The 18,134-nt window shown below is 75.2% G+C and carries 17 protein-coding genes and 1 pseudogene; 8 read left to right on the top strand and 10 right to left on the bottom strand.

The genetic code is table 11. From position 1 onward, the window contains the following. The coding region (locus tag ABZS66_RS52330) for a CHAT domain-containing protein (RefSeq protein WP_354770832.1) at window positions 1-544 on the top strand (544 nt) is incomplete at its 5' end. Between the two features lie 14 nt (window positions 545-558). Next, window positions 559-1,869 (top strand): macro domain-containing protein, encoded by a 1,311-nt coding sequence (locus tag ABZS66_RS52325; RefSeq protein ID WP_354770830.1) that lies wholly within the window; start codon window positions 559-561, stop codon window positions 1,867-1,869. Here ABZS66_RS52325 and ABZS66_RS52320 read toward each other — a convergent pair. Further along, window positions 1,856-2,374, bottom strand: a complete 519-nt coding sequence (locus ABZS66_RS52320) for an N-acetyltransferase (protein ID WP_354770828.1) — start codon at window positions 2,372-2,374, stop codon at window positions 1,856-1,858. The genes ABZS66_RS52325 and ABZS66_RS52320 overlap by 14 nt on opposite strands. A 2-nt stretch (window positions 2,375-2,376) precedes the next feature. Here ABZS66_RS52320 and ABZS66_RS52315 point away from each other — a divergent pair, with 2 nt between their 5' ends. Continuing rightward, a complete protein-coding gene (locus ABZS66_RS52315) occupies window positions 2,377-3,321 on the top strand; it encodes an NAD(P)-dependent oxidoreductase (RefSeq protein WP_354770826.1) in 945 nt (314 codons plus the stop codon). 21 nt (window positions 3,322-3,342) lie between these two features. Here the strand turns inward: ABZS66_RS52315 and ABZS66_RS52310 are convergent, their stop codons facing one another. After that, window positions 3,343-5,577 carry a CATRA conflict system CASPASE/TPR repeat-associated protein gene (locus ABZS66_RS52310; RefSeq protein WP_354770824.1) on the bottom strand — a complete coding sequence of 745 codons (2,235 nt, stop codon included), beginning with the start codon at window positions 5,575-5,577 and terminating at the stop codon, window positions 3,343-3,345. 48 nt (window positions 5,578-5,625) lie between these two features. Between ABZS66_RS52310 and ABZS66_RS52305 the strand changes: the two genes are divergently transcribed. Beyond that, on the top strand, window positions 5,626-6,468 hold the full coding sequence (locus tag ABZS66_RS52305; RefSeq protein WP_354770822.1) for a chlorophyllase: 843 nt from the start codon (window positions 5,626-5,628) through the stop codon (window positions 6,466-6,468). A gap of 114 nt (window positions 6,469-6,582) precedes the next feature. Then, the gene (locus ABZS66_RS52300) at window positions 6,583-8,523 is read left to right on the top strand and encodes an ATP-binding protein (RefSeq protein ID WP_354770820.1); all 1,941 of its coding nucleotides are present in this window, start codon (window positions 6,583-6,585) and stop codon (window positions 8,521-8,523) included. A 24-nt stretch (window positions 8,524-8,547) separates the two neighbouring features. Here ABZS66_RS52300 and ABZS66_RS52295 read toward each other — a convergent pair. The 6 genes and pseudogenes from ABZS66_RS52295 to ABZS66_RS52270 all read right to left on the bottom strand — a co-directional run. After that, window positions 8,548-8,760, bottom strand: a pseudogene (locus tag ABZS66_RS52295) (helix-turn-helix transcriptional regulator); the annotation flags it as partial. 121 nt (window positions 8,761-8,881) lie between these two features. Beyond that, entirely contained in the window at window positions 8,882-9,835 is a 954-nt protein-coding gene (locus tag ABZS66_RS52290) for a DUF4331 family protein (RefSeq protein WP_354770818.1), read from the bottom strand. Between the two features lie 34 nt (window positions 9,836-9,869). After that, the gene (locus ABZS66_RS52285; RefSeq protein ID WP_354770816.1) at window positions 9,870-11,189 is read right to left on the bottom strand and encodes a protein kinase; all 1,320 of its coding nucleotides are present in this window, start codon (window positions 11,187-11,189) and stop codon (window positions 9,870-9,872) included. Window positions 11,190-11,215: 26 nt separating this feature from the next. Further along, entirely contained in the window at window positions 11,216-12,085 is an 870-nt protein-coding gene (locus ABZS66_RS52280; protein ID WP_354770814.1) for an NAD(P)-dependent oxidoreductase, read from the bottom strand. A gap of 11 nt (window positions 12,086-12,096) precedes the next feature. After that, window positions 12,097-13,209 carry a glycosyltransferase gene (locus ABZS66_RS52275; RefSeq protein WP_354770812.1) on the bottom strand — a complete coding sequence of 371 codons (1,113 nt, stop codon included), beginning with the start codon at window positions 13,207-13,209 and terminating at the stop codon, window positions 12,097-12,099. Between the two features lie 58 nt (window positions 13,210-13,267). Then, on the bottom strand, window positions 13,268-14,134 hold the full coding sequence (locus tag ABZS66_RS52270) for a hypothetical protein (protein ID WP_354770810.1): 867 nt from the start codon (window positions 14,132-14,134) through the stop codon (window positions 13,268-13,270). Window positions 14,135-14,190: 56 nt separating this feature from the next. On the opposite strand from ABZS66_RS52270, the gene ABZS66_RS52265 reads away from it, so the two are divergent. Further along, window positions 14,191-14,472, top strand: coding sequence for a DUF1905 domain-containing protein (locus ABZS66_RS52265; RefSeq protein ID WP_354770808.1), 282 nt, complete (start codon window positions 14,191-14,193; stop codon window positions 14,470-14,472). Here ABZS66_RS52265 and ABZS66_RS52260 read toward each other — a convergent pair. Further along, a complete protein-coding gene (locus ABZS66_RS52260) occupies window positions 14,462-14,824 on the bottom strand; it encodes a hypothetical protein (protein ID WP_354770806.1) in 363 nt (120 codons plus the stop codon). The two genes, ABZS66_RS52265 and ABZS66_RS52260, sit on opposite strands and share 11 nt — an antisense overlap. A 139-nt stretch (window positions 14,825-14,963) precedes the next feature. Here ABZS66_RS52260 and ABZS66_RS52255 point away from each other — a divergent pair, with 139 nt between their 5' ends. Then, a complete protein-coding gene (locus ABZS66_RS52255; RefSeq protein WP_354770804.1) occupies window positions 14,964-17,195 on the top strand; it encodes a hypothetical protein in 2,232 nt (743 codons plus the stop codon). 73 nt (window positions 17,196-17,268) lie between these two features. On the opposite strand, the gene ABZS66_RS52250 is transcribed toward ABZS66_RS52255, so the two are convergent. Further along, on the bottom strand, window positions 17,269-17,634 hold the full coding sequence (locus tag ABZS66_RS52250) for a DoxX family protein (protein ID WP_354770802.1): 366 nt from the start codon (window positions 17,632-17,634) through the stop codon (window positions 17,269-17,271). Window positions 17,635-17,708: 74 nt separating this feature from the next. Here ABZS66_RS52250 and ABZS66_RS52245 point away from each other — a divergent pair, with 74 nt between their 5' ends. Then, on the top strand, window positions 17,709-18,083 hold the full coding sequence (locus ABZS66_RS52245; protein WP_354770800.1) for a helix-turn-helix domain-containing protein: 375 nt from the start codon (window positions 17,709-17,711) through the stop codon (window positions 18,081-18,083). Window positions 18,084-18,134: the final 51 nt, after the last annotated feature.

The raw sequence follows: 18,134 nt of genomic DNA, 5'->3' as shown, positions 1-18,134 counted from the left end.
ACAAGATCCCCGCGAGTCGCCCCGGAGACCGCATGCCGCCGCGATCGTGACTGCCCGCGGCACGGTGCTGCCCGGCGCCGCCGCCGACACCGCCCGGGTGGTGCCCGCCCTCCACGCGCACGACTGGGTGCACTTCAGCGGGCACGCGACCGCCGACCTCGACCAGCCGTCGCGCAGCCACCTGGTGCTGGCCGACGGGCCGCTGAGCGTCGCCGACCTCGCCGCCCGGCGGCTCGACGGGCAGGTCGCCGTGCTCGCCGCGTGCAGCAGCAACCGCACCCGCGCGGACCTTGCCACCGAGGCGGTGCACATCGCGGCCGCGTTCCACCTCGCCGGGTTCGGCCAGGTGGTGGGCACGCTGTGGCCCGTCGCCGACCGGGTCTCGGTGCGGTTCGCCGATCAGCTGTACCGCGGCGTCGTCGACGGCGACCGGCTGCGCCCCGAACGCCTGGCGGGCGCGGTCCGCGACGCGGTGCGGCACCTGCGCGAGCGCTGGCCGGACCGCCCCGGCGCCTGGGCACCCTACGTCCACCTGGGCCGCTGACCTACATTGAAGTCATGGGGTTCCCCACGGCCGTCCGGATGGGCTTCGTCGTGGACGTCGCCGGCTACGGCCGGCGCACCGCATCCGAGCAGGTCGATCTCCAGCAGCGGGTGGCGGCCCTCGTCGACGAGGTCCTGCGCGACCTGAACCTGCGCCTCGCCGACACCCGCCATCACGGCACGGGCGACGGCATGGTGGTCTTCCTGCCCAGCGAGGTCGAGGTGCACCGCGCCCTGGCCCGGCTGCTGCGCTCGGCGGCCGAGGCGCTCGCCGAGGACAACCGCCGCTACCGGGACCGGATGCGGCTGCGGATGGCCGCGGTGATCGGCCCGCTCGGCCCGGCGGCGATCGGCTTCTCCGGCGACGCGATCGTGGAGGCGGGCCGGCTGGTCGACAGCGACGCGCTGCGCCGGGCGCTCGCCGACCGCCCGGGCAGCGACCTCGTGTTCGCGGTCTCCGACCAGCTCCACGCCTACCTCCACGCCTACGCCGGCGTGCGGTCCGCCGAGTTCCGGCCGATCGACGTGCGGACCAAGGAGTTCCACGGCCGGGCCTGGCTGTGGACCGGCCCGGCGGGCCCGCAGCCGCGGCCGGCGGAGCGCCCCTCGGCGTTCACGCTCGCGCCCCCGCACGCGCCGGGCTGCGTCATCGGCATCCGGCCCGGCCGCATCATGCGGGTCCACGACGTGGACATCTGGGTCAACAGCGAGAACACCGACATGGAGATGGCCCGGTTCAACGAGTTCTCGATCTCCAGCATCATCCGGTACAACGGGGCAAGCCGCGACGCCGCCGGGCACGTCGTCGACGACGTCATCGCCGACGCGCTCGCCAAGGCCGTCGCCGGGCGCCGCCCGGTCGCGCCGGGCGCGGCGTTCGTCACCGCCCCAGGCTGCCTGGCCGGCACCAACGCGGTGCGCTGGATCATCCACGTCGCCGCCGTGCACGGCGAGCCCGGCGCCGGCTTCCGGCAGGTCCGGCGGGTCGGCGTGTGCGTCGCGAACGCCCTCGCCCAGGCCGAGCGGCTCGCGCGGGAGGACGCCGAGGTCCGCACGATCCTCTTCCCGATGCTGGGCACCGGCGGGGCCGGGGCGCCCGTGGCCGCGACCGCCGCGGAGCTGGTCGACGCCGCCGCGTTCCACCTGACGGCGACGCCCGGCACGCGGCTGCACGGCATCTACTTCCTGGCGTTCACCGACGATGAGCGGTCCGCCCTCGACCAGGCGCTCGCCGGCCATCCCGCGCTGCGCCCCGCGGGCCAGGTCCCCGACGACGACGCCCGCGAGTGGCCCGGGCCGGCGGACGGCGCGGCTACATCCGGTTGAACGGTTCGGCGTAGGCGAACGGGCCGTGCAGCGCCGGGGTGAACGTGGTGAGGGTGCGGGCCTGGAAGTGCGGCTCCCACTGCGGCACCGGCGGTGTGATGCCGAGCTCCCCGGCGAGGCGGAAGCCGAACCGCGTGTAGTAGGCGCGGGAGCCGAGCAGCACCACGATCGGCTCGTCGAGCGCGTCGGCGGCGCCGAGCACGGCGTGCACCAGGGCCGAGCCGACACCGCGCCGCTGGTGGTCGGGGTGCACACTGAGCGGTCCGAGGCCGAGGGCCCGGGCCCGGCCGATCCGGGCCCGGGTGCAGACCACGTGCCCGACCACGGCGCCGGCGTCGACCGCGACGAGCGACAGGGCGGGCAGCCAGGCGGCGTCGGCGCGCAGCTGGTCGACGAGGGTGGCCTCCGCGGGCGGCTCGCCGGGGTGGTCCGGGTGCTGGAAGGCGGCGGCCGTCACCGCGTGGATGGCCGCGATCTGCGCTGGTGTCTCCCGCTGGATGAGCATCGGTGAAGCCTGCCGGGCCGGTGCTGGCGCGGCAACCGGTTTACCCGTCCCGCCGGGCGGGTTTGGCCGCCGTCGCGGCGGGAACCGACGGCGACGTGGATGTCGCGGTACTGGGGATGGGCCGGATGGGGCGGGCACTCGCCGGCCGGCTGCTGGACGGCGGGCACCGGGTGACGGTGTGGAATCGCTCGCCCGGCAAGGCCGGCGCGGTGGTGTCCGCCGGTGCGCGCGAGGCGGTCACCGTCGGCGAGGCCGTGGACGGCGCCGACGTGGCGATCACGATGCTGGCCAACGACGAGGCGGTACGGTCGGTGGCGCTCGGGGAGCTGCAGCCGGCCTTCGGCGAGTCGGCCGTGTACGTCGACTCGTCGACGGTGTCCCCGCGGCTCGGCGGCGAGCTGGCCGGCGCGTTCCCGGCCCGGTTCGTCTCGCTGCCGGTCCTCGGCAGCCCGGAGGCCGTGCGTGACGGGCATGCCGTGCTGCTCGCCGGCGGTGACCGTGCGGCGGTGGACCGGATCGGGCCGGTGACGGCGGCGCTGTCGGGCACCGTCCGGTGGTACGACTCGCCGGAGCTCGCCCTGACCGCGAAGCTGACGACGAACATGCTGCTGCTCTCGGAGGTGGTCGCCCTGGCCGAGGCGTTCGCCGTCGGGCGCGCCGGCGGCCTTCGCGAGGCGCAGCTGCGCGACCTGCTCGCCACCAGCCCCCTCGTCGACGGCGTGCGCAACCGCTTCGACGACGTGCTGACCGGCGCGACGGAGGGCTGGTGGAGCACCACGCTCGGCGCCAAGGACGCCGGCCTGGCCATCGACGTCGCGCGGCACGCCGACGTCGACCTGCCGGCGGCCGACGCCGTGCGGCACCGCTACGAGCAGGCCGCCGCGTCCGGCCTCGCCACCGCCGACATCGCCGCCGTCACGGAGCTGTACCGCCGCGCGATGCAGTAGGTGCCGGTCCCGGCCCGGACGTCAGCCGGCCTCGGCGCCGCCGGTGTGCCCGCCGTGCGGGTCGACCGGCGGGCACACCTCGAGCAGGGCGCGCACGTAGGCGGCCGCGACAGCGGCGGCGTAGTAGCGCCAGTCGCTGTCGATCCAGCGGTCGCCGTAGTCGCTGACGCCGCGGACGACGAACCAGTCGCGGCCGTCGGCGTGGCCGGCCCGGCCGATGCCCTTGCCCTCCATCTCGATCGCGCGCAGCTGGTGGCGCCGGGCGACCTCGTCACGGGTGGCGGCGTTGCGCACGGACCGTTCGGAGCTGCCGATGCGCCCCTCGTGGACCTTCGGGCGCCCGGGGCGGTGGGCGCTGCGGACCGGGTCGGGGTGCGGCACGACGCGGGCGAAGTCGGTGTCGTCGGAGAACAGCACGTCGGTACGGTCGTCCGGCCGGGCGAACCGCGGCAGCTCGCCGGTCAGCCGGTCCAGGTGGGCCTCCCACGGCCGCTCCCCGCGCAGCTCGCCGGCGGTCAGCATCTTGACCCGCTGTGCCAGCAGGGCGGAGCGGCGCGGGAACTCCTGGCGGCGCTGCGGGCCGCCCGGCCGGTCGACGATGTGGTCGAAGTCGACGACGTTCCACGTGCCGATGACGACGTCGCCGAGCCGCACGTGGGTGGCGGGGTCGTGCGGCGCGGGCACGCCGGCGGCGATGCCGACCATGACGATCTGGTTGACCGACGGGAAGCTGCGCACGAGGTGGGCGGCGGCGTGGGCGGCCGCGTCGTTGCCGGTCTCGCCGAGCAGGGTCAGGACCACCTCGTGCGGGCGGGCGGGGTCGGCGCTCGGCACGGTGCCGCGCCGGTAGGCCGCCCGGTCCCGCGCCACGGGCGCCTCGACCGCCCGGTCGAGCAGGGTGAGCATGGCGGCGAACTCCTCGGGCAGCGCCGTCACCAGGCCGATCGTCGGCGTCGCACGCTGGTCCGCGCGGGTGGCGCTGCGCCCGGCGGAGCGTCGCAGGTGCTTGCGGTCGAACTCGAGCTGCCGCAGGAGCGTGCCGGCAGCGGCGAGGTCGGCGCCGAACGGGCCGCCGGCCGGCGCCTCGGCAAGCCCGGCCGGCCCGGCCAGCCCGGCCACGCGCAGCGCGTCGACCATGTTGTCGCGGGCGATCTGCACCGCGTCACCGAGCCCGTCCAGCCAGCCCTCGGCGTCCGGCAGGTCGGTGAGGCGCGGCGCCATCGCGTCGCGGGCCCGCCGCTCGTAGGCGGCCTTCGCCGCGTGCAGGAGGTACTGCGTCAGCGGGGACAGCTCGGTACCCCCGCGCGACCAGACCAGCGCATTGAGCCGGTCCTCGTCGCGGGCGTCCGCGAGCGCGACGAGCCGGCGGCGCCGCCCGTCGCCCGCGGGCGGCAGCTGCCACAGCACGGTCTCGCCCAGCGCGGTCGCCTCGCCCTGCCAGAAGTCGTCCGGGGTCTGCGGGAGCGCGCCGGCCACGGCCCGGGCCGTGGCGGCGGTGGCGTACGGGGGCTGCTCGACGGTACCGGCGAAGATCGTGACAACGGCCATGAGCGGGTCGTCGTCACCGTCCGCGCCCGCCTCGGCCCACCGGCCCGCCCACTGCGCCCAGGTGGCCGGCGGCGCCTCCGCGGCGACCGACAGCACGATGGTGTCGTGCTCGCGGCGGACGATCGCCTGCACCTGCTCGGACCCTGCCGCGGATCGCCGGGCCGCGACCGCGGTCCTGGTCGGCAGGTCTGCGGGCAGGGTGGCCGGCAGGTCCAGGGCCTCGATCGGTTCGGCCGCGCCGAGGACGTCGCCGCAGGCCGTCCACAGCTGCCGGATCCGTGCGTAGGCGGCGGCCGCGTCCGGCCCGTCGGCCGGCGCGAACACGTGGACGACCAGGATCTGCTTGACCAGGCCGGTGGTGGCGGTGTCGGTCCGCGCCCGCGGCGCCGGCTCGGGCGGCAGCGGCTCGATCGTGCCTTCCAGCGCGTGGTAGAGGTGGTTCTGCAGCAGCTGCAGCGGCGACGGGGGCGGCACGACCGGATCCGCGCCGAGCACCGTGATCCGGTGCGGGCTGGCCAGTTCGAGCCGCGCGGTGGCGGCGTCGAGCGCCACCGAGTCGCGGGCCTGGACGGCGACGGCCATCGCCTGGACGAGCCGCGTGATGTGCGGCCACCGCGCCGGCGGCAGCCGCCAGTCCGGGACGTCACCGAGCACGTCGAGGGCGTCGGCGACCACCGCGGGGGCCAGCGCGCCTTCCTCGGGCACCATGGTTCGTCACTGTATCGGCGCGATGCACGACGATGTCACGATCGGGTGATGGCGCGTCTCCCAGCTCTGATCCTCGCCGCCGTCCTGCTGGCCGGCTGCGCCGGCGAACCGGCCGCGGTCACCCCGACTCCCGACGCCGTCCTCGAGCGGACCCTCCAGCTGGCCAACGGCGCCGACCGGCCGCTGCCCACACTCCTGCTGCACCCCGCGGCGGCGACCGGCCGGCTGCCCGTCGTGGTGTTCAGCCACGGGTACACCCGGCGGCCCGAGGACTACCGGCCGCTGCTGCACGCCTGGGCGGCGGCCGGGTTCGTCGTCGTGGCGCCCACGTACCCCCACTCGGCCCGCGGGTCGCAGCAGCTGGACGACGACGACATCGTGCACCAGCCGGCCGACGCGGCCGCCGTCCTGACGGCGGTGCTGGCCCTCGACACCACTGCCGGCGACCCCCTCGCCGGGCACGTCGACCGCGCCGCGATCGCCGCGGCCGGGCACTCGCTGGGCGGCATGACCACCGTCGGCATGTTCACCCGGCACCGCGACGATCGGCTCACCGCGGGCATCGTCCTCGCGGGCGGCCAGTGGCCGTTCGGCGTCGGGTACTCCGGTGCCCCGGCACCGATCCTCTTCGTCCACGGCCGCCAGGACACCGTCGTGAAGTTCGCCGGGAGCACCGAGGCGTACGAGCCGCTGGCCTGGCCGAAGGCGCTGCTCGACGTGCCCAACGGCGACCACCTCGACCCGTACCTGGGCCCGGGCCGCGACTTCGACGCCGTCGCCGCGGTGACGACCGACTTCCTCCGCTGGGCACTGCGCGGCGACGCCGGGGCCCGCGCCCGGATGGCCGGCGACGGGGGCGACCGGGCCACCCTGGAGGACCGCCTGGGCTAGCGTCCTGCGGCCGAGCGCCACCCGGCGCGCACCTGGTGCGGCAGCTCGCGCATTGGCTGGCTCTACCCCGCAAGCCGCCGTTCTGAACGCGGTATACGGGGAAAGGGGTAGCCCATGCATGCTGGGCTGATTCCCCGGATGATCATCGGCAGCCTCCTGCTGCTCGTCATCGTCGGCGCGGTGTTCGCCGTGCTGATCGTCGCGATGGGCGAGCAGCGCGCCGTCCAACACCCGGCGTCGAGATCCGCGCAGACCCTTGCCACCGAGGAGGAGGTCGAGGAGCTGCTGCTCGACATGGACCGCACTGAGCGGGGCTTCGTCGCCACCCGCGACCCGGCGCTGCTCGCGACCTGGGCCGGGCAGCGGGTGCAGCTCGCCGAGCGGACCGCGCGCCTGGAGCGGCTGGCCGACACTCCCGCGCAGGCCGAGCAGGCCCGGCGCATCACCCAGCACAGCCAGTCGTACACCGACGAGCACGCCGCCGGGGTGCTGGAGGCGGCCCAGCGCGGCGACCCGTCCGCCGGGAGCGTGGAGACGCTCCGCGAGGACGAGCGGCGGGTCGCCGAACTGCGGGCCGAGCTCGACGCGCTCGCCGCGGACGAGCAGCGGCTGGCCGCCGAACAGTCGGCGGACGCGCGGACGGCCACCCAGCAGGCGTTCGGCACGGTGATCACCGGCCTGGCGGCGGCGACCCTGGTCGGCGGCTGCATGATCGCGTACCTCCACCGGGTGGTCGTCCGGCCGGTCCGGGAGGCGGCCGTCATGGCGGACCAGGTCGCGCACGGCCGGCTCGACAGCAGCGTGCCCGACGCCGGCGCCGGCGAGGTCGGCCGGCTCAACCGGGCCCTCAACACCATGACGGGCTCCATCCGGCACAACGTGGAGGACCTGGTGCGGTACGGCAGGACCCAGGCGGCCCTGCGACGCATCGCCACGTACGTGGCCCGCGGCGCCGCCATGCCCGAGGTCCTCGACGCGGTCGCGACCGAGCTGGGCCGCCTGTCCGGCACGGATGGTGCCCACATCGCCCGATTCGAGGACGACGGTACCGCGACCGTCGTCGCCGCCTGGGGCGCGCCGGGCATCGACCTGCCGGTCGGCACGACCCTGAACCTCGACGGCGACAGTGTTTCGGCGGCGGTGTACCGCAGCGGCCGCCCGGCCCGCATGGACACCTACGCCGGCGCCCGCGGCCCGCTCGCCGCGCACCTGCAGCAGCAGGACGTGTGCTGCGCGTTCGGCGCCCCGATCATGGTCGACAGCCGCCTGTGGGGTGTGGTGACCGCGACCGTCACCACGCAACGGTTGCCGGCGCGCGACGCGGAGTCGCGGCTGGCGGAGTACGCCGAGCTGATCGCGACCACGGTCGCCAACGCGCAGGCCCGCGCCGACCTGGCCGCCTCCCGCGCCCGCGTGGTGGTCGCCGCCGACCAGGCCCGCCGCCGCATCGAACGCGACCTGCACGACGGCATGCAGCAGCAGCTCATCGCGATCGCCATCGACGTCGCCGACGGCGAGGCGAGCGTCCCGCCGAGCCTGCCCGAGCTGCGCGGCCGCCTGTCCCGGGTGACCCGCCGGCTGACGGGCGCCCTGGAGAACCTGCGCGAGATCTCCCGCGGCATCCACCCGGCGATCCTGAGTGACTGCGGCCTGCGCTCGGCCCTGAAGTCCCTGGCCCGCCGCTCCGCCGTCCCGGTCGAGCTCGCCGTCCGGCTGGAGTCCCGCCTCCCGGAGCCGGTCGAGGTCGCCGCGTACTACATCGTCGCGGAGTCCCTGACCAACGCGGCCAAGCACGCGAAGGCCACGCACGTCCGCGTCGAGGCCACCACGAACGGCAACCACCTGCACCTGACGGTCCGCGACGACGGCGCGGGCGGCGCGGACCCGGCGGCCGGCACGGGCCTGACCGGTTTGACGGACCGCGTCCAGGCGCTGGGCGGCACGCTGGACCTGACGAGCCCACTGGGCGAGGGCACGACCCTGCGCGTGATGCTGCCCCTGACGGACGCTGCGGAGTTCGCACAGCTCACCCCGCCCCGCGCAACCCGGCCCTGACCGTCGGCGTCCGTGCGGGGACAGCTACGGGTCGGGGTCGCCTGGGCGGACCAGGCCGCTCTCGTACGCGAACGCGACCGCCTGCACCCGGTTGCGCAGGCCGAGCTTGGTGAGGAAGTTCGCGACGTGCGTCTTCACGGTCGCCTCGCCGATGTGCAGCCAGGCCGCGATCTCGGCGTTGGACATCCCGCGGGCGACGAGGGCCAGCACGTCGAGTTCGCGCGGTGAGAGCTGTGCCAGCTCGCCGTCGCGGCCGGGCCGGCCCGCCCGGACGGCCTGCCCCGGGGGCGCTCGGGCTGCGGGCGCTCGCCGGCACCCGCATCCCGGCCGGCGCCTGAGCAGGCGCCGAAGCGGTCGGCTACGGGCGAGGGACCACGTAGGGAAAGTCGGGGCTGCGCTGTGCCGCCGCGACCGTCGGGGTGAGGCCCGAGGGGACCGCCGTGTTCGTCACCAGGGACAGCATCGCCTCCGGGGCGTTGTCGGCCAGCGGGCGGCCGTTGCGGGCCGCGGCGGTGTACGTCGCCGGGGTGCCCACGGTGTACGGCAGGACGTCCGGCAGCAGCTCCTCCGCCACCGTGCGGCCGTAGCCGGCCGGGTCGTCCGACGTGCCGACGGCGGCCACGACCGCCGCGACCTTCCCGGCGAGCCAGGCACCGTCGGCGGCGCGGTCCTCGGCCGGGTGGCGGGCGTTGGCCGGGTTCGTGAAGTGGACGTCGTCAGGCCAGAAGATCGGCCACATCATCGGGTGGCCGGCGCGGTTGACCTGCCGGTCGCCCTCCCGCGTCGCGCACCACACGCCGAGGCGGGTGCCGGGGGGCAGGCGGTCGTGGGAGATCTCGATGACGATCGACTCCACCGTGGTACCGGCGAAGCTGTTGCTCGCGGCATCCGGGCGCCACTTCGACAGGTCGGGGGCCGTGCCGTCGCGGACCGCCGAGTTCACGGCGCCCAGCAGCGACAGGTCGATGTAGAAGGGGTCGGACGTCCGGCCGGCCCACAGCCGCACGCCGTCGCCGCCGGCCGGCTCGCCGGTGCGGCCCTCCACGACGAGTGAGCCGCCGTCGTCGAGGCGGACCGCCTGCGTGCCGGACGCGTCCGGCGGGCCGAACGAGCAGCGGAAGGTGAGGTCGTCGCGCACGGTGAACTCGTAGGACGTCCCCGGGTCGAAGCCCGGCTCGGCGTGGGCGCCGGTGACGTCGGAGTTCACGTCCATGACGAGGACGGTCCCGGCGGTACCGGGGAAGACGAAGAGGTCGTCGATGAAGCGCTGCCCGTGCTCGCCGGCCAGCGGCGTGTCGAGATGGTGGGACATCCCGGCCAGCTACCCGCAACGGGGCGGAACATCCTCAGGTGCCGCGGACCAGCAGGGCGTGGCGGAACTCGGCCGCGGTCTGGAAGCCGATCTCCGGGCGGTCGCGCAGCGCGGTGTCGAGGACCTCGGCGAGCGGGCGGGGGAGCGCCGGGTCGCGCTCGCGGACCGGCACCGCCTGCGTCTGGAGCACCACCTGCCAGGGGTCGCGGTCGGACGGGAACGAGCGCGGATAGACGCCGGTGAGCATGTGGTACAGGCAGGCGGCGAGCGCCCACACGTCGACCGCCGGCTTCGCGTGCCGGAAGTTGACGATCTGCTGGTACGGCATGAAGTACGGCTTGCCGGCGGCCGTGCCGGTGCGGGTCAGGCCGCTCAGCCCGGCCTGGTCGAAGGCCTTGGCCAGGCCGAAGTCGGCGAGCTTCACCCGGGGTGACGGGCCGCCGGTGAGCAGGATGTTGTGCGGGGTCACGTCGCGGTGGACCACGCCCTGCTCGTGGGCGTACTGCAGCGCGTCGAGGGCCTGCAGTGCCAGCGGTACCGCCACGTCGACGGGAAGCGTCCCGCCGTGCGCCGTCATGAGCTCGCGGACGCTGCCCCCGGCGCAGTACTCGACGGCGAAGAAGAACGCGCCGCCCGCGCTGCCCGTGTGGTGCAGCGTCGCGATGTGCGGGTGACGCAGCGCCTGGCCGATCGCGATCTCGCGCAGGAACCGCCCGCGGTCGGACTCGTCGGCGGCGACGTGCGGGAGCATCACCTTCAGCGCGACCTCGTCGCCGGTCGCGGTGTTGCGGGCCAGGTACACCCGGCCCATGCCGCCGGCGCCGAGCTCGCGGAGCACCTCGTAGCCGGCGAAGGCCGGGCCGGCGTCGGCGAGGGCGCCACGGACCAGGGACTCCGGCGAGGCGCGGCACTCGGCGCAGACGTAGTCGCCGCGGTGCTCGCCGATCTCGTCGGCGACGTCGCGGCCGCAGCTCGCGCAGCGCGGCAGCACCCGGGTCCCCGGCAGGTGCTCGACAGGCTTCTCGATGCGCACGTGGAACGTGGTCGGGCCGAGCCGGAACTCGTCGCCGTCGGTCAGGTCGTGCTCCGGGAACCGCACGCCGGCGGCCTCCTCCGGGCTCTGTCCCGCGGCCCGCTGCCCGATCTTCCGGCGGTTGAGGTAGGTGCCGTTGAGGCTGCCGAAGTCGCGGATGCGCACGTCGGGCGGGTTGATGTCGAGCAGGCAGTGGTGCCGGGAGACGGTGCGGTGGCCGTCGTCGTCCGGCAGCTGCGGCGAGCAGTCGTCGGCCCGGCCGAGGATGCAGGTGGTCCGCTCCTCGTACCGGAACGTCCGCCCGCTCAGCGGACCGGCCATGATCGTCAGGTGTACCGAGGGTCGCATCAGCGGATCAGCCCCGTGCGATAGGTGGGATGGAACGGCCGCCACGACAGCAGCTCGGCGGCGCGCGCGTTGCGCACCCGCCAGGACGGGAACCCGATCCGCCCGCCCGGCGCGGGCGGATCGGCGCCGGCGCTCGCCGCGACGAAGCCGAACACGTCGCGCCACCGGGCCGGCGCGTCGTCGCTCACGATGATCGCGCGCCCCGACGGCCAGCGCTCGACCGCCAGGACCGTGGCCGCCGCCATGTCGTCGATGCGCACCAGCGACACGTGGTCGTGGCCGTCGCCGGGCAGCCGCAGCCGGCCCGAGCGGGCCCGCTCGAACCAGTCGTCGTCCAGGCCGGTGCCCGGCCCGTAGAACAGCCCGCCGCGCAGCACGACCCAGTCGAGCCCGGACCCGGTGACGCTGCCCTCCATGACCCGCGCGGCCGCGACCGCCCGCCCGGCGACCGAGTCGTCCGGTGGAAGCTCCGTGTCCTCGTCGCCCCACGCGTCGCCGCCGGCGGCATTGACCAGCGCGATGCTCTGCTGGAGCACCCGCGGCACACCCGCGTCGCGGCAGGCATCGACGAAGATGGGGGTGCCCTCGGCCCGCAGCCGGTCGTTCAGCGCGAAGTCGCCACGCCCGCTCGGCCCGGGCAGGCTGGTCGCCAGGTTGACCGCGACGTCGCAGCCGGCCAGGGCGGCGGTGAGGGACTCACGCTCGAAGATGTCGGCGTGGCGGACGTCGGCGCCGCACGCCGCGGCGACGGTGGCCGCCGCGGGCCGGCGGGCGAGGGCGCGGACCGGGTAGCCGTGCGCGGTGAGCCGGGGGATGAGGTGCCGGGCGTAGACCCCGGACGCGCCGAGGACCGCGATGGTCGGGAGCACGGCTGCCGACGCTACCACCGCAGTCGATCTCGCAGATCCGCCCAGACCTCGCCGGCGTCGGGGGCGGCGCCGATCTGCGCGGCGATCCGGGCCGCGCCGGCCCGGTACGCCGGGTCGTCGAGGACCAGCCGGACGGCGCCGGCCGACCGCGCCGGATCGTCCACCACCACACCGGCGCCGGCGGCCGCGACGCGTTCGGCGTTCATCGGCTTCTCGGCGCCCTTCGGCCACAGCACCATCGGGATGCCCTCGCCCAGCGCGGCCAGGACCGTGCCCGCGCCACCCGCGGCCACGACCGCCGAGACGCCGCCCGCGAGGAGCCGCGCCATCGGGACGAACCCGACGAAGTGCACGTTGGGCCGGGCGTCCGCCAGGGGACGCTCGACACCGGGCGGGACGGCGGCGAGGACGTCCACGTCGCCCAGCGCGGCGACGGCGTCGACGAGCGCGTCGAGCAGGTCGGCGTCGAGCAGCACCGTTCCGAGGGTGACCAGGACCCGGGGGCCACGGGCCGGTGGGAGGTCGACCGGGGCCGGGCCCGCGTAGGTGCGGGGCCGGATCGGCAGGCGGTCGGGCGGTGCGGACCAGTCCGGGGCCTGCAGCGCCGGCGGCCACGGGTCCACGAGCGCGACCCGGTCCACGGGTGTCAGGCCGCGTCCGGTGTACCGGGGTGCCAGCAGCGCCTCCATCGCCGGCACCAGCGGCGGGGGCGAGACCGGGAGGCCGATCGCGTGCCGCACGAGCGGGAGTCGCAGGGCCGCGGCGACCATCGGGCCGATCGTGTCGTACTCGTCGGCGACCACGACGTCGGCGGCGAAGTCGCGGGCCCGGGCCAGGGCCTCGTCGAACGTCAGGTCCACGCGGGTGCCCGCGAACAGCGACGCCACCGGGAAGATGTCGCTCAGGTCGGCCAGGTCGGCGCCGCCGGTGCGGCGGTCGTTCTCGGCCAGCAGCGTCGCGATGTCCGGGCCGGCCGGCAGGACCGGGACGTCGCCGGCCAGGTGCGCCAGCGCCGCCGGCACGGCCACGGCGGCCTCGTCGCCGGCCGCGACCACCGCCTCGGCCAGCGGCATCAGCGGCAGCAGGTGGCCGTGGATGGGGACCGCGGTGAAGAGCACACGCACAGCGACGAATTATCCGGCGCCACCGCCGAACCTGCGACCCCGTGCCACGACGGCCCGCTCAGCCGTTGCGGTGGTGCTTCTTGACGAAGGTGTACCCCGGGGCGAGGGGCTCGCTGACCTGCTCGTCCTCGACGGCCTGCTGGTGCAGCGAGAGCTGCCGGGGCGACGGCTGCGCCCCCGGCGGCAGCTTGCGCACGAACCCGCTGACCCAGTGGTCGCGCCGGTCGGACGTCTCGTGCTCGCCGTCGTCGGGCAGCGCCGCCGGCTCGATGAGCGGCGCGTAGAAGAGCATCCCGACCGGCTCCTCGCCGTCGACGGCCGGGTAGGAGGGCTGCCCGTCCGCGTCGACGCTGCCGGCGACCCGGGTTACGAAGCCCTCCCGGATCAGCTGGTCGACGGCGTTGCGCAGCAGGAACGTCCCGCGCTTGCCGCGGCCCAGCCCGCTGCGCCGCACGAGGTCCGCCTCGGGGAACAGCGCGGTGCCGTCCTCGTACACGCGGCCCAGCCGGCGCACCGCGGCCAGCACCTGCCCGCGGTTGGACGGCCCGGGCCGGCACTCCCGCGTGACGACCTCCGGGTCGTACTCGTGGTAGTAGGCGACCCCGTCGATGCGCATCGGCTCGTCGAGCCCGGCGGTGCGCACGACGACCTCGTCCCGGGCGGGCCGCCAGACGACCGTGACCAGCACGCCGGGCCGCACGTCGTCCGGCCAGTGCACGCCGTCGAACCACCACTCGTCGTCGTCCTGCCGCAGCGTGGCCGCGAACTCCAGCCGGATCGCGGTGACGCCGTGCACCCGGTGCTCGAGGGCGATCGTGATGGCCGGACGATCCCGCAGTACCGCTGCCGCACCCTCCGGAGCGGGGCAGGCCGCGTCGTCGAGGTCGGCCTGCCGCAGCGCGAACCGCCTGGTCGCCGTCCGCATCTCCCCACCTCCGCCCGCGCCGCGCCAGCCGACGATACCCGGTAGATTGCGGGCACATGGAGCTGGAGTTCACCGGCGAGGTCTGGCACTGGCGCGGCCCGGCCCCGTACCACTTCGTGACCGTCCCCGGCCCGCAGTGCACCGAGCTGGCCGACGTGGCCGGCGAGGTGAGCTACGGCTGGGGCATGATCCCGGTGTCGGCCCGCACCGGCGGCACGACCTGGACGACGTCGCTGTTCCCGAAGAACGGCGGCTACGTCGTGCCCCTCAAGGACAAGGTCCGGGCCGCCGAGGGCATCGACCTGGGCGACCGGATCACGATCGTCCTCACGGTCTGAGCCACCGCAGCGCCGCGTCGGCGGTGTCCTCGGGTGTCCGGTTGAACGCGATGGCCGCCCCGGGAGCGTGCCGGCGGACCAGGTTGACCACCCGTTCGAACAGGTCGAGCAGCGGCTCGTGCCCGCGGATGCCACCCCCGATCACCACGCACGCGTAGTCGCGCTGCCGCAACGCGTCGGCGACCGCCGCCTCGGGCTCGTCCTCGGGGTCCACCAGGCAGTAGTCGGCGTCGATGCCGAGCGCGCCGAACCGCTCCCGCCCGCGGGCGAGCGCCGCCAGCACCGGCGCGGGGTCCCACCCCGGGATGCGGGCCGGATCGACCCCGATCACCAGCGCCCGCCCGTCCGTCATGGCGTCCATTCTTCCGCACGTTCAGGGCTGTCGCCGCGGTGAAACGCTCCGAGAGCTGAACGATCAGCGATCTTCCGCCGAGTCGACGTGGGCCGTTCGGGCCTCACGGTCCGCGCGCCGCGTCCATACACTCGACCCGGTGACGATGACGGCCCTCGGCATCACCGGGAACGGTGACGCCGACGCGATCGAGCCCGTGCTGACCGCGCTCGGGGTGGACACCGGGGCGCTGCGGCGGCTGCCGCGCTGGAACGGGGCCGGGCTGCGGCTGCCCTCCGCGCAGGAGTCGACGGCCGTGCGGGCCGCGGTCGCCGACGTGCTCGACGCGCAGCTGCCGGCCGTCGCCGGGTACGAGCCGGGCGTGCCGCTGCTGCTGGCCTTCCTGCTCGCCGAGACCGAGAGCGCCTGGAACGTCTCGTACCACTACCAGCCGCTCTGGCAGACGCTGGCAGGCGCGACCGCGTACGTCGAGGACCATCCGGACGTCGTGCCGGCCGGTGCGCGGCGGACGGTCGAGGTCGTGTGCCTGCAGATGCGGGTCGTGGACCTGGAGATCCGGGCCGAGAACGCGATGGGCTGCGGTGACCTGGACCGGGCGGTCGCGTACAGCCGGCAGGCGGTCGAGCTCGCCGGCCGGGTCCTGGAGCTGGTGCCCGAGGTACCACAGGGAGATCCGGACCTCCGGGAGCTCCTGCGCAACCGGGCGCTGACCGCCCAGCAGTACGACACCGGCACCGCCCACGCGGCCGGCTCGGTGGCCCGGTTCTTCGCCGGCGACCCCTCGGCGCTCGACCCGGCCATCGCCGGCCTGGCCGAGGCCGAGGCGAGCCCGGCGATGCCCGGACACGCCGAGCGCAGCTGCATGAAGGCGCACCGGCTGAGCCTGGAGGCCCTGCGGGCGCAGCGTGACGGCGAGTGGGCGCGGGTCGACGAGGGCCTGGTGACCTACGTGTACCCGTTCGCCGTGCGCGGCCTGTCGGCCCAGGCCGCCGTGGAGCGGGCCCGGACCGCGGCGCTCGGCTGGACGCTCGGCGGCGTGCAGCCGACCGGCGTGCGCGAGTCGCTCGACCTCGACGACATGTGGGACGGCGCGGACTCCCTCGGCCGCCGCTACGAGGGCGCCGTGCTGGAGCTGCCCGACGTGGTGCGCTACGACGAGGACGGCGTCGAGACCGGCCGGCTGCGGGCCGAGGTGCGCCTGTCCGAGCTGGGCAACCACTACGTGCGCTTCGAGGCGGACCTGCTCGACGCCTCGCCGCACGACGTGAACACGGCCATGTTCCTGGCCGCGCCGGAGTGCGGCGCCGGGCGCATCGGTTTCGCGGCCGAGTCCGCGGCACCGCGGCTGTCCGACTTCGCGACGGGGCTCGCCCACCAGATCGGGCAGCACCTCGGCCGGGCCGGCGACGGGACCGGCGTGGTCGCCCGCCCCGGCATGTTCCACGTCGTGGTGTCGGTGTACGCGGCGTCCGTCGTCGGGCCCGGCGGCGCGGCCCGGCCGGTCCACACGTTCGCCGAGCTCAGCGCGGGCGCCGGCAGCCAGGTGCTCACCAACCCGATCCACCACACGACCGGCTCGGTCGCCGAGTGGGCCCGCTTCCCGGCCCGCCCGGAGGGGATGCCCGGCACGGTCAGCGTCGTCGGCGACCACGTCTGCCGGACGGCGAACACCACGGCGGTGGTGATGCTCGCCTCGCCGGAGTTCAGCGCGGAGAACCGGGCGTCGGTCGCCGAGTTCGTCGCCGCACTCGACGGCCTGTTCACCGGTTGGCTGAGCGAGATCGGCAGCCACTACCAGCACAGCGTCGACCTGCAGCGCGACATCACCCGCGCCGTCGAGCAGCAGCTGTCCGACCTCGACGAGCTGACCCGGCTCGCCCGCCGGCTCGACCAGGTGAAGAGCGCGCTGCACGCGTTCGCCATCGAGGCCCGCTCGACGATCGCCACCATCGAGTCGCCATCGCTGGTCGCCGCGCCGGGCGCGGCGGCGATCGTCTCGGCCTTCCTGGACGCCTCGAAGTTCGCCGCCCGCGCCCGCGACCTCAACGCGAAGATCGACCAGGTGCTGGAGGAGCGGCTGCAGCTGCTGATCGGTCAGCTCGCCGCCCGCCGCGCCGAGCAGGAGGCGGTCGCGGAGGCCCGGCTGGAGCGCAGCCGCCGCGCCCGCCTGGACACGATGCTGGCCATCATCGCGGCCGTCGGCGTGTCCGGGCTGGCCCAGATCGTGCAGAACGGCTACGACATCAAGCATGTGCCGGCGCTCATCGTCACGCTGGCCGTCCTGCTGTTCTCGGTCGCCGTCGGCGTCCTGGTGTGGTCGATCTCGTCCCGCCGCTCGTCGGCCGCGGCCACCCGCGCGCCGCTGAGCTGAGCGCTACCCGAGGTGCTCGCCGTTCACCACGCAGCCGCTGGGCTGTTCGGCGGCCGACTGTACCTGTTGCGGCCTAGAGCCAGACCGTCGCCAGCCAGATCGTCACCGCGGCGGTTGCCAGGAGGGCGATGTTCAGGCCGATCAGGCGGGCCTCGCCGCGGGACAGGTGCAGCGCGATGCCGCCGACCTGGATCAACAGCAGGCCGGTCGCGGCGGCCACCGCCAGCCCCGGCGCGATGCCCGTCAGCGGGGGCAGGACGAGGCCGAGCGCGCCGAGCAGCTCCAGCGTGCCGATCGTGCGGACCAGCGGCATCGGGACCCGGTCGACCCAGCCCATCATCGGCTGGAGCTGTTCCCTGGTCTGGGCGACCTTCTTGCCGCCGGCGTAGGCGTAGAAGAGGGCGAGCAGTGCGGCGACGATCCAGTATGCGAGCTCCACGAGCAGTCATGATGGAGCAGCGCCGGGAGGCGTACAAAAGGCACACGCGTGTGCGTAGGGCACAAGGAGCTGTCATGTCGCAGGACGAGCACACCTGCATGATCCGCGGGGACGGCGGGCAGACGCTGCGGGCGATCCTCGACCAGATCTGCAACAAGTGGACGCTGCTGCTGGTGGCGACGCTCGACCAGGGGCGGCTGCGGTTCAGCGACCTGCACCAGCAGATCCCCGGCATCTCCCAGCGCATGCTGACGCTGACCCTGCGCAACCTCGAACGCGACGGCCTGGTGGCCCGCACGGTGTACGCCGAGGTCCCGCCGCGGGTGGAGTACGAGCTGACCGCGACGGGCAGGAGCCTCATCCCGCCCGCGCTGGCGCTGGCCGGCTGGGCGATCGAGCACGTGCCGCACATCGAGGCCAGCCGCGCGCGGTACGAGCAAAGGAGCTAACTTGATCTTTAACCTGGGGTGGTTGACGTCGGCCCCTGGTTGGTGATGGAA

It is taken from the genome of Dactylosporangium sp. NPDC005572 (genome assembly GCF_040605515.1).
In the GTDB taxonomy this organism is placed as follows: Bacteria; Actinomycetota; Actinomycetes; order Mycobacteriales; family Micromonosporaceae; genus Dactylosporangium.
This window is presented reverse-complemented; position numbering and strand designations above follow the sequence as displayed.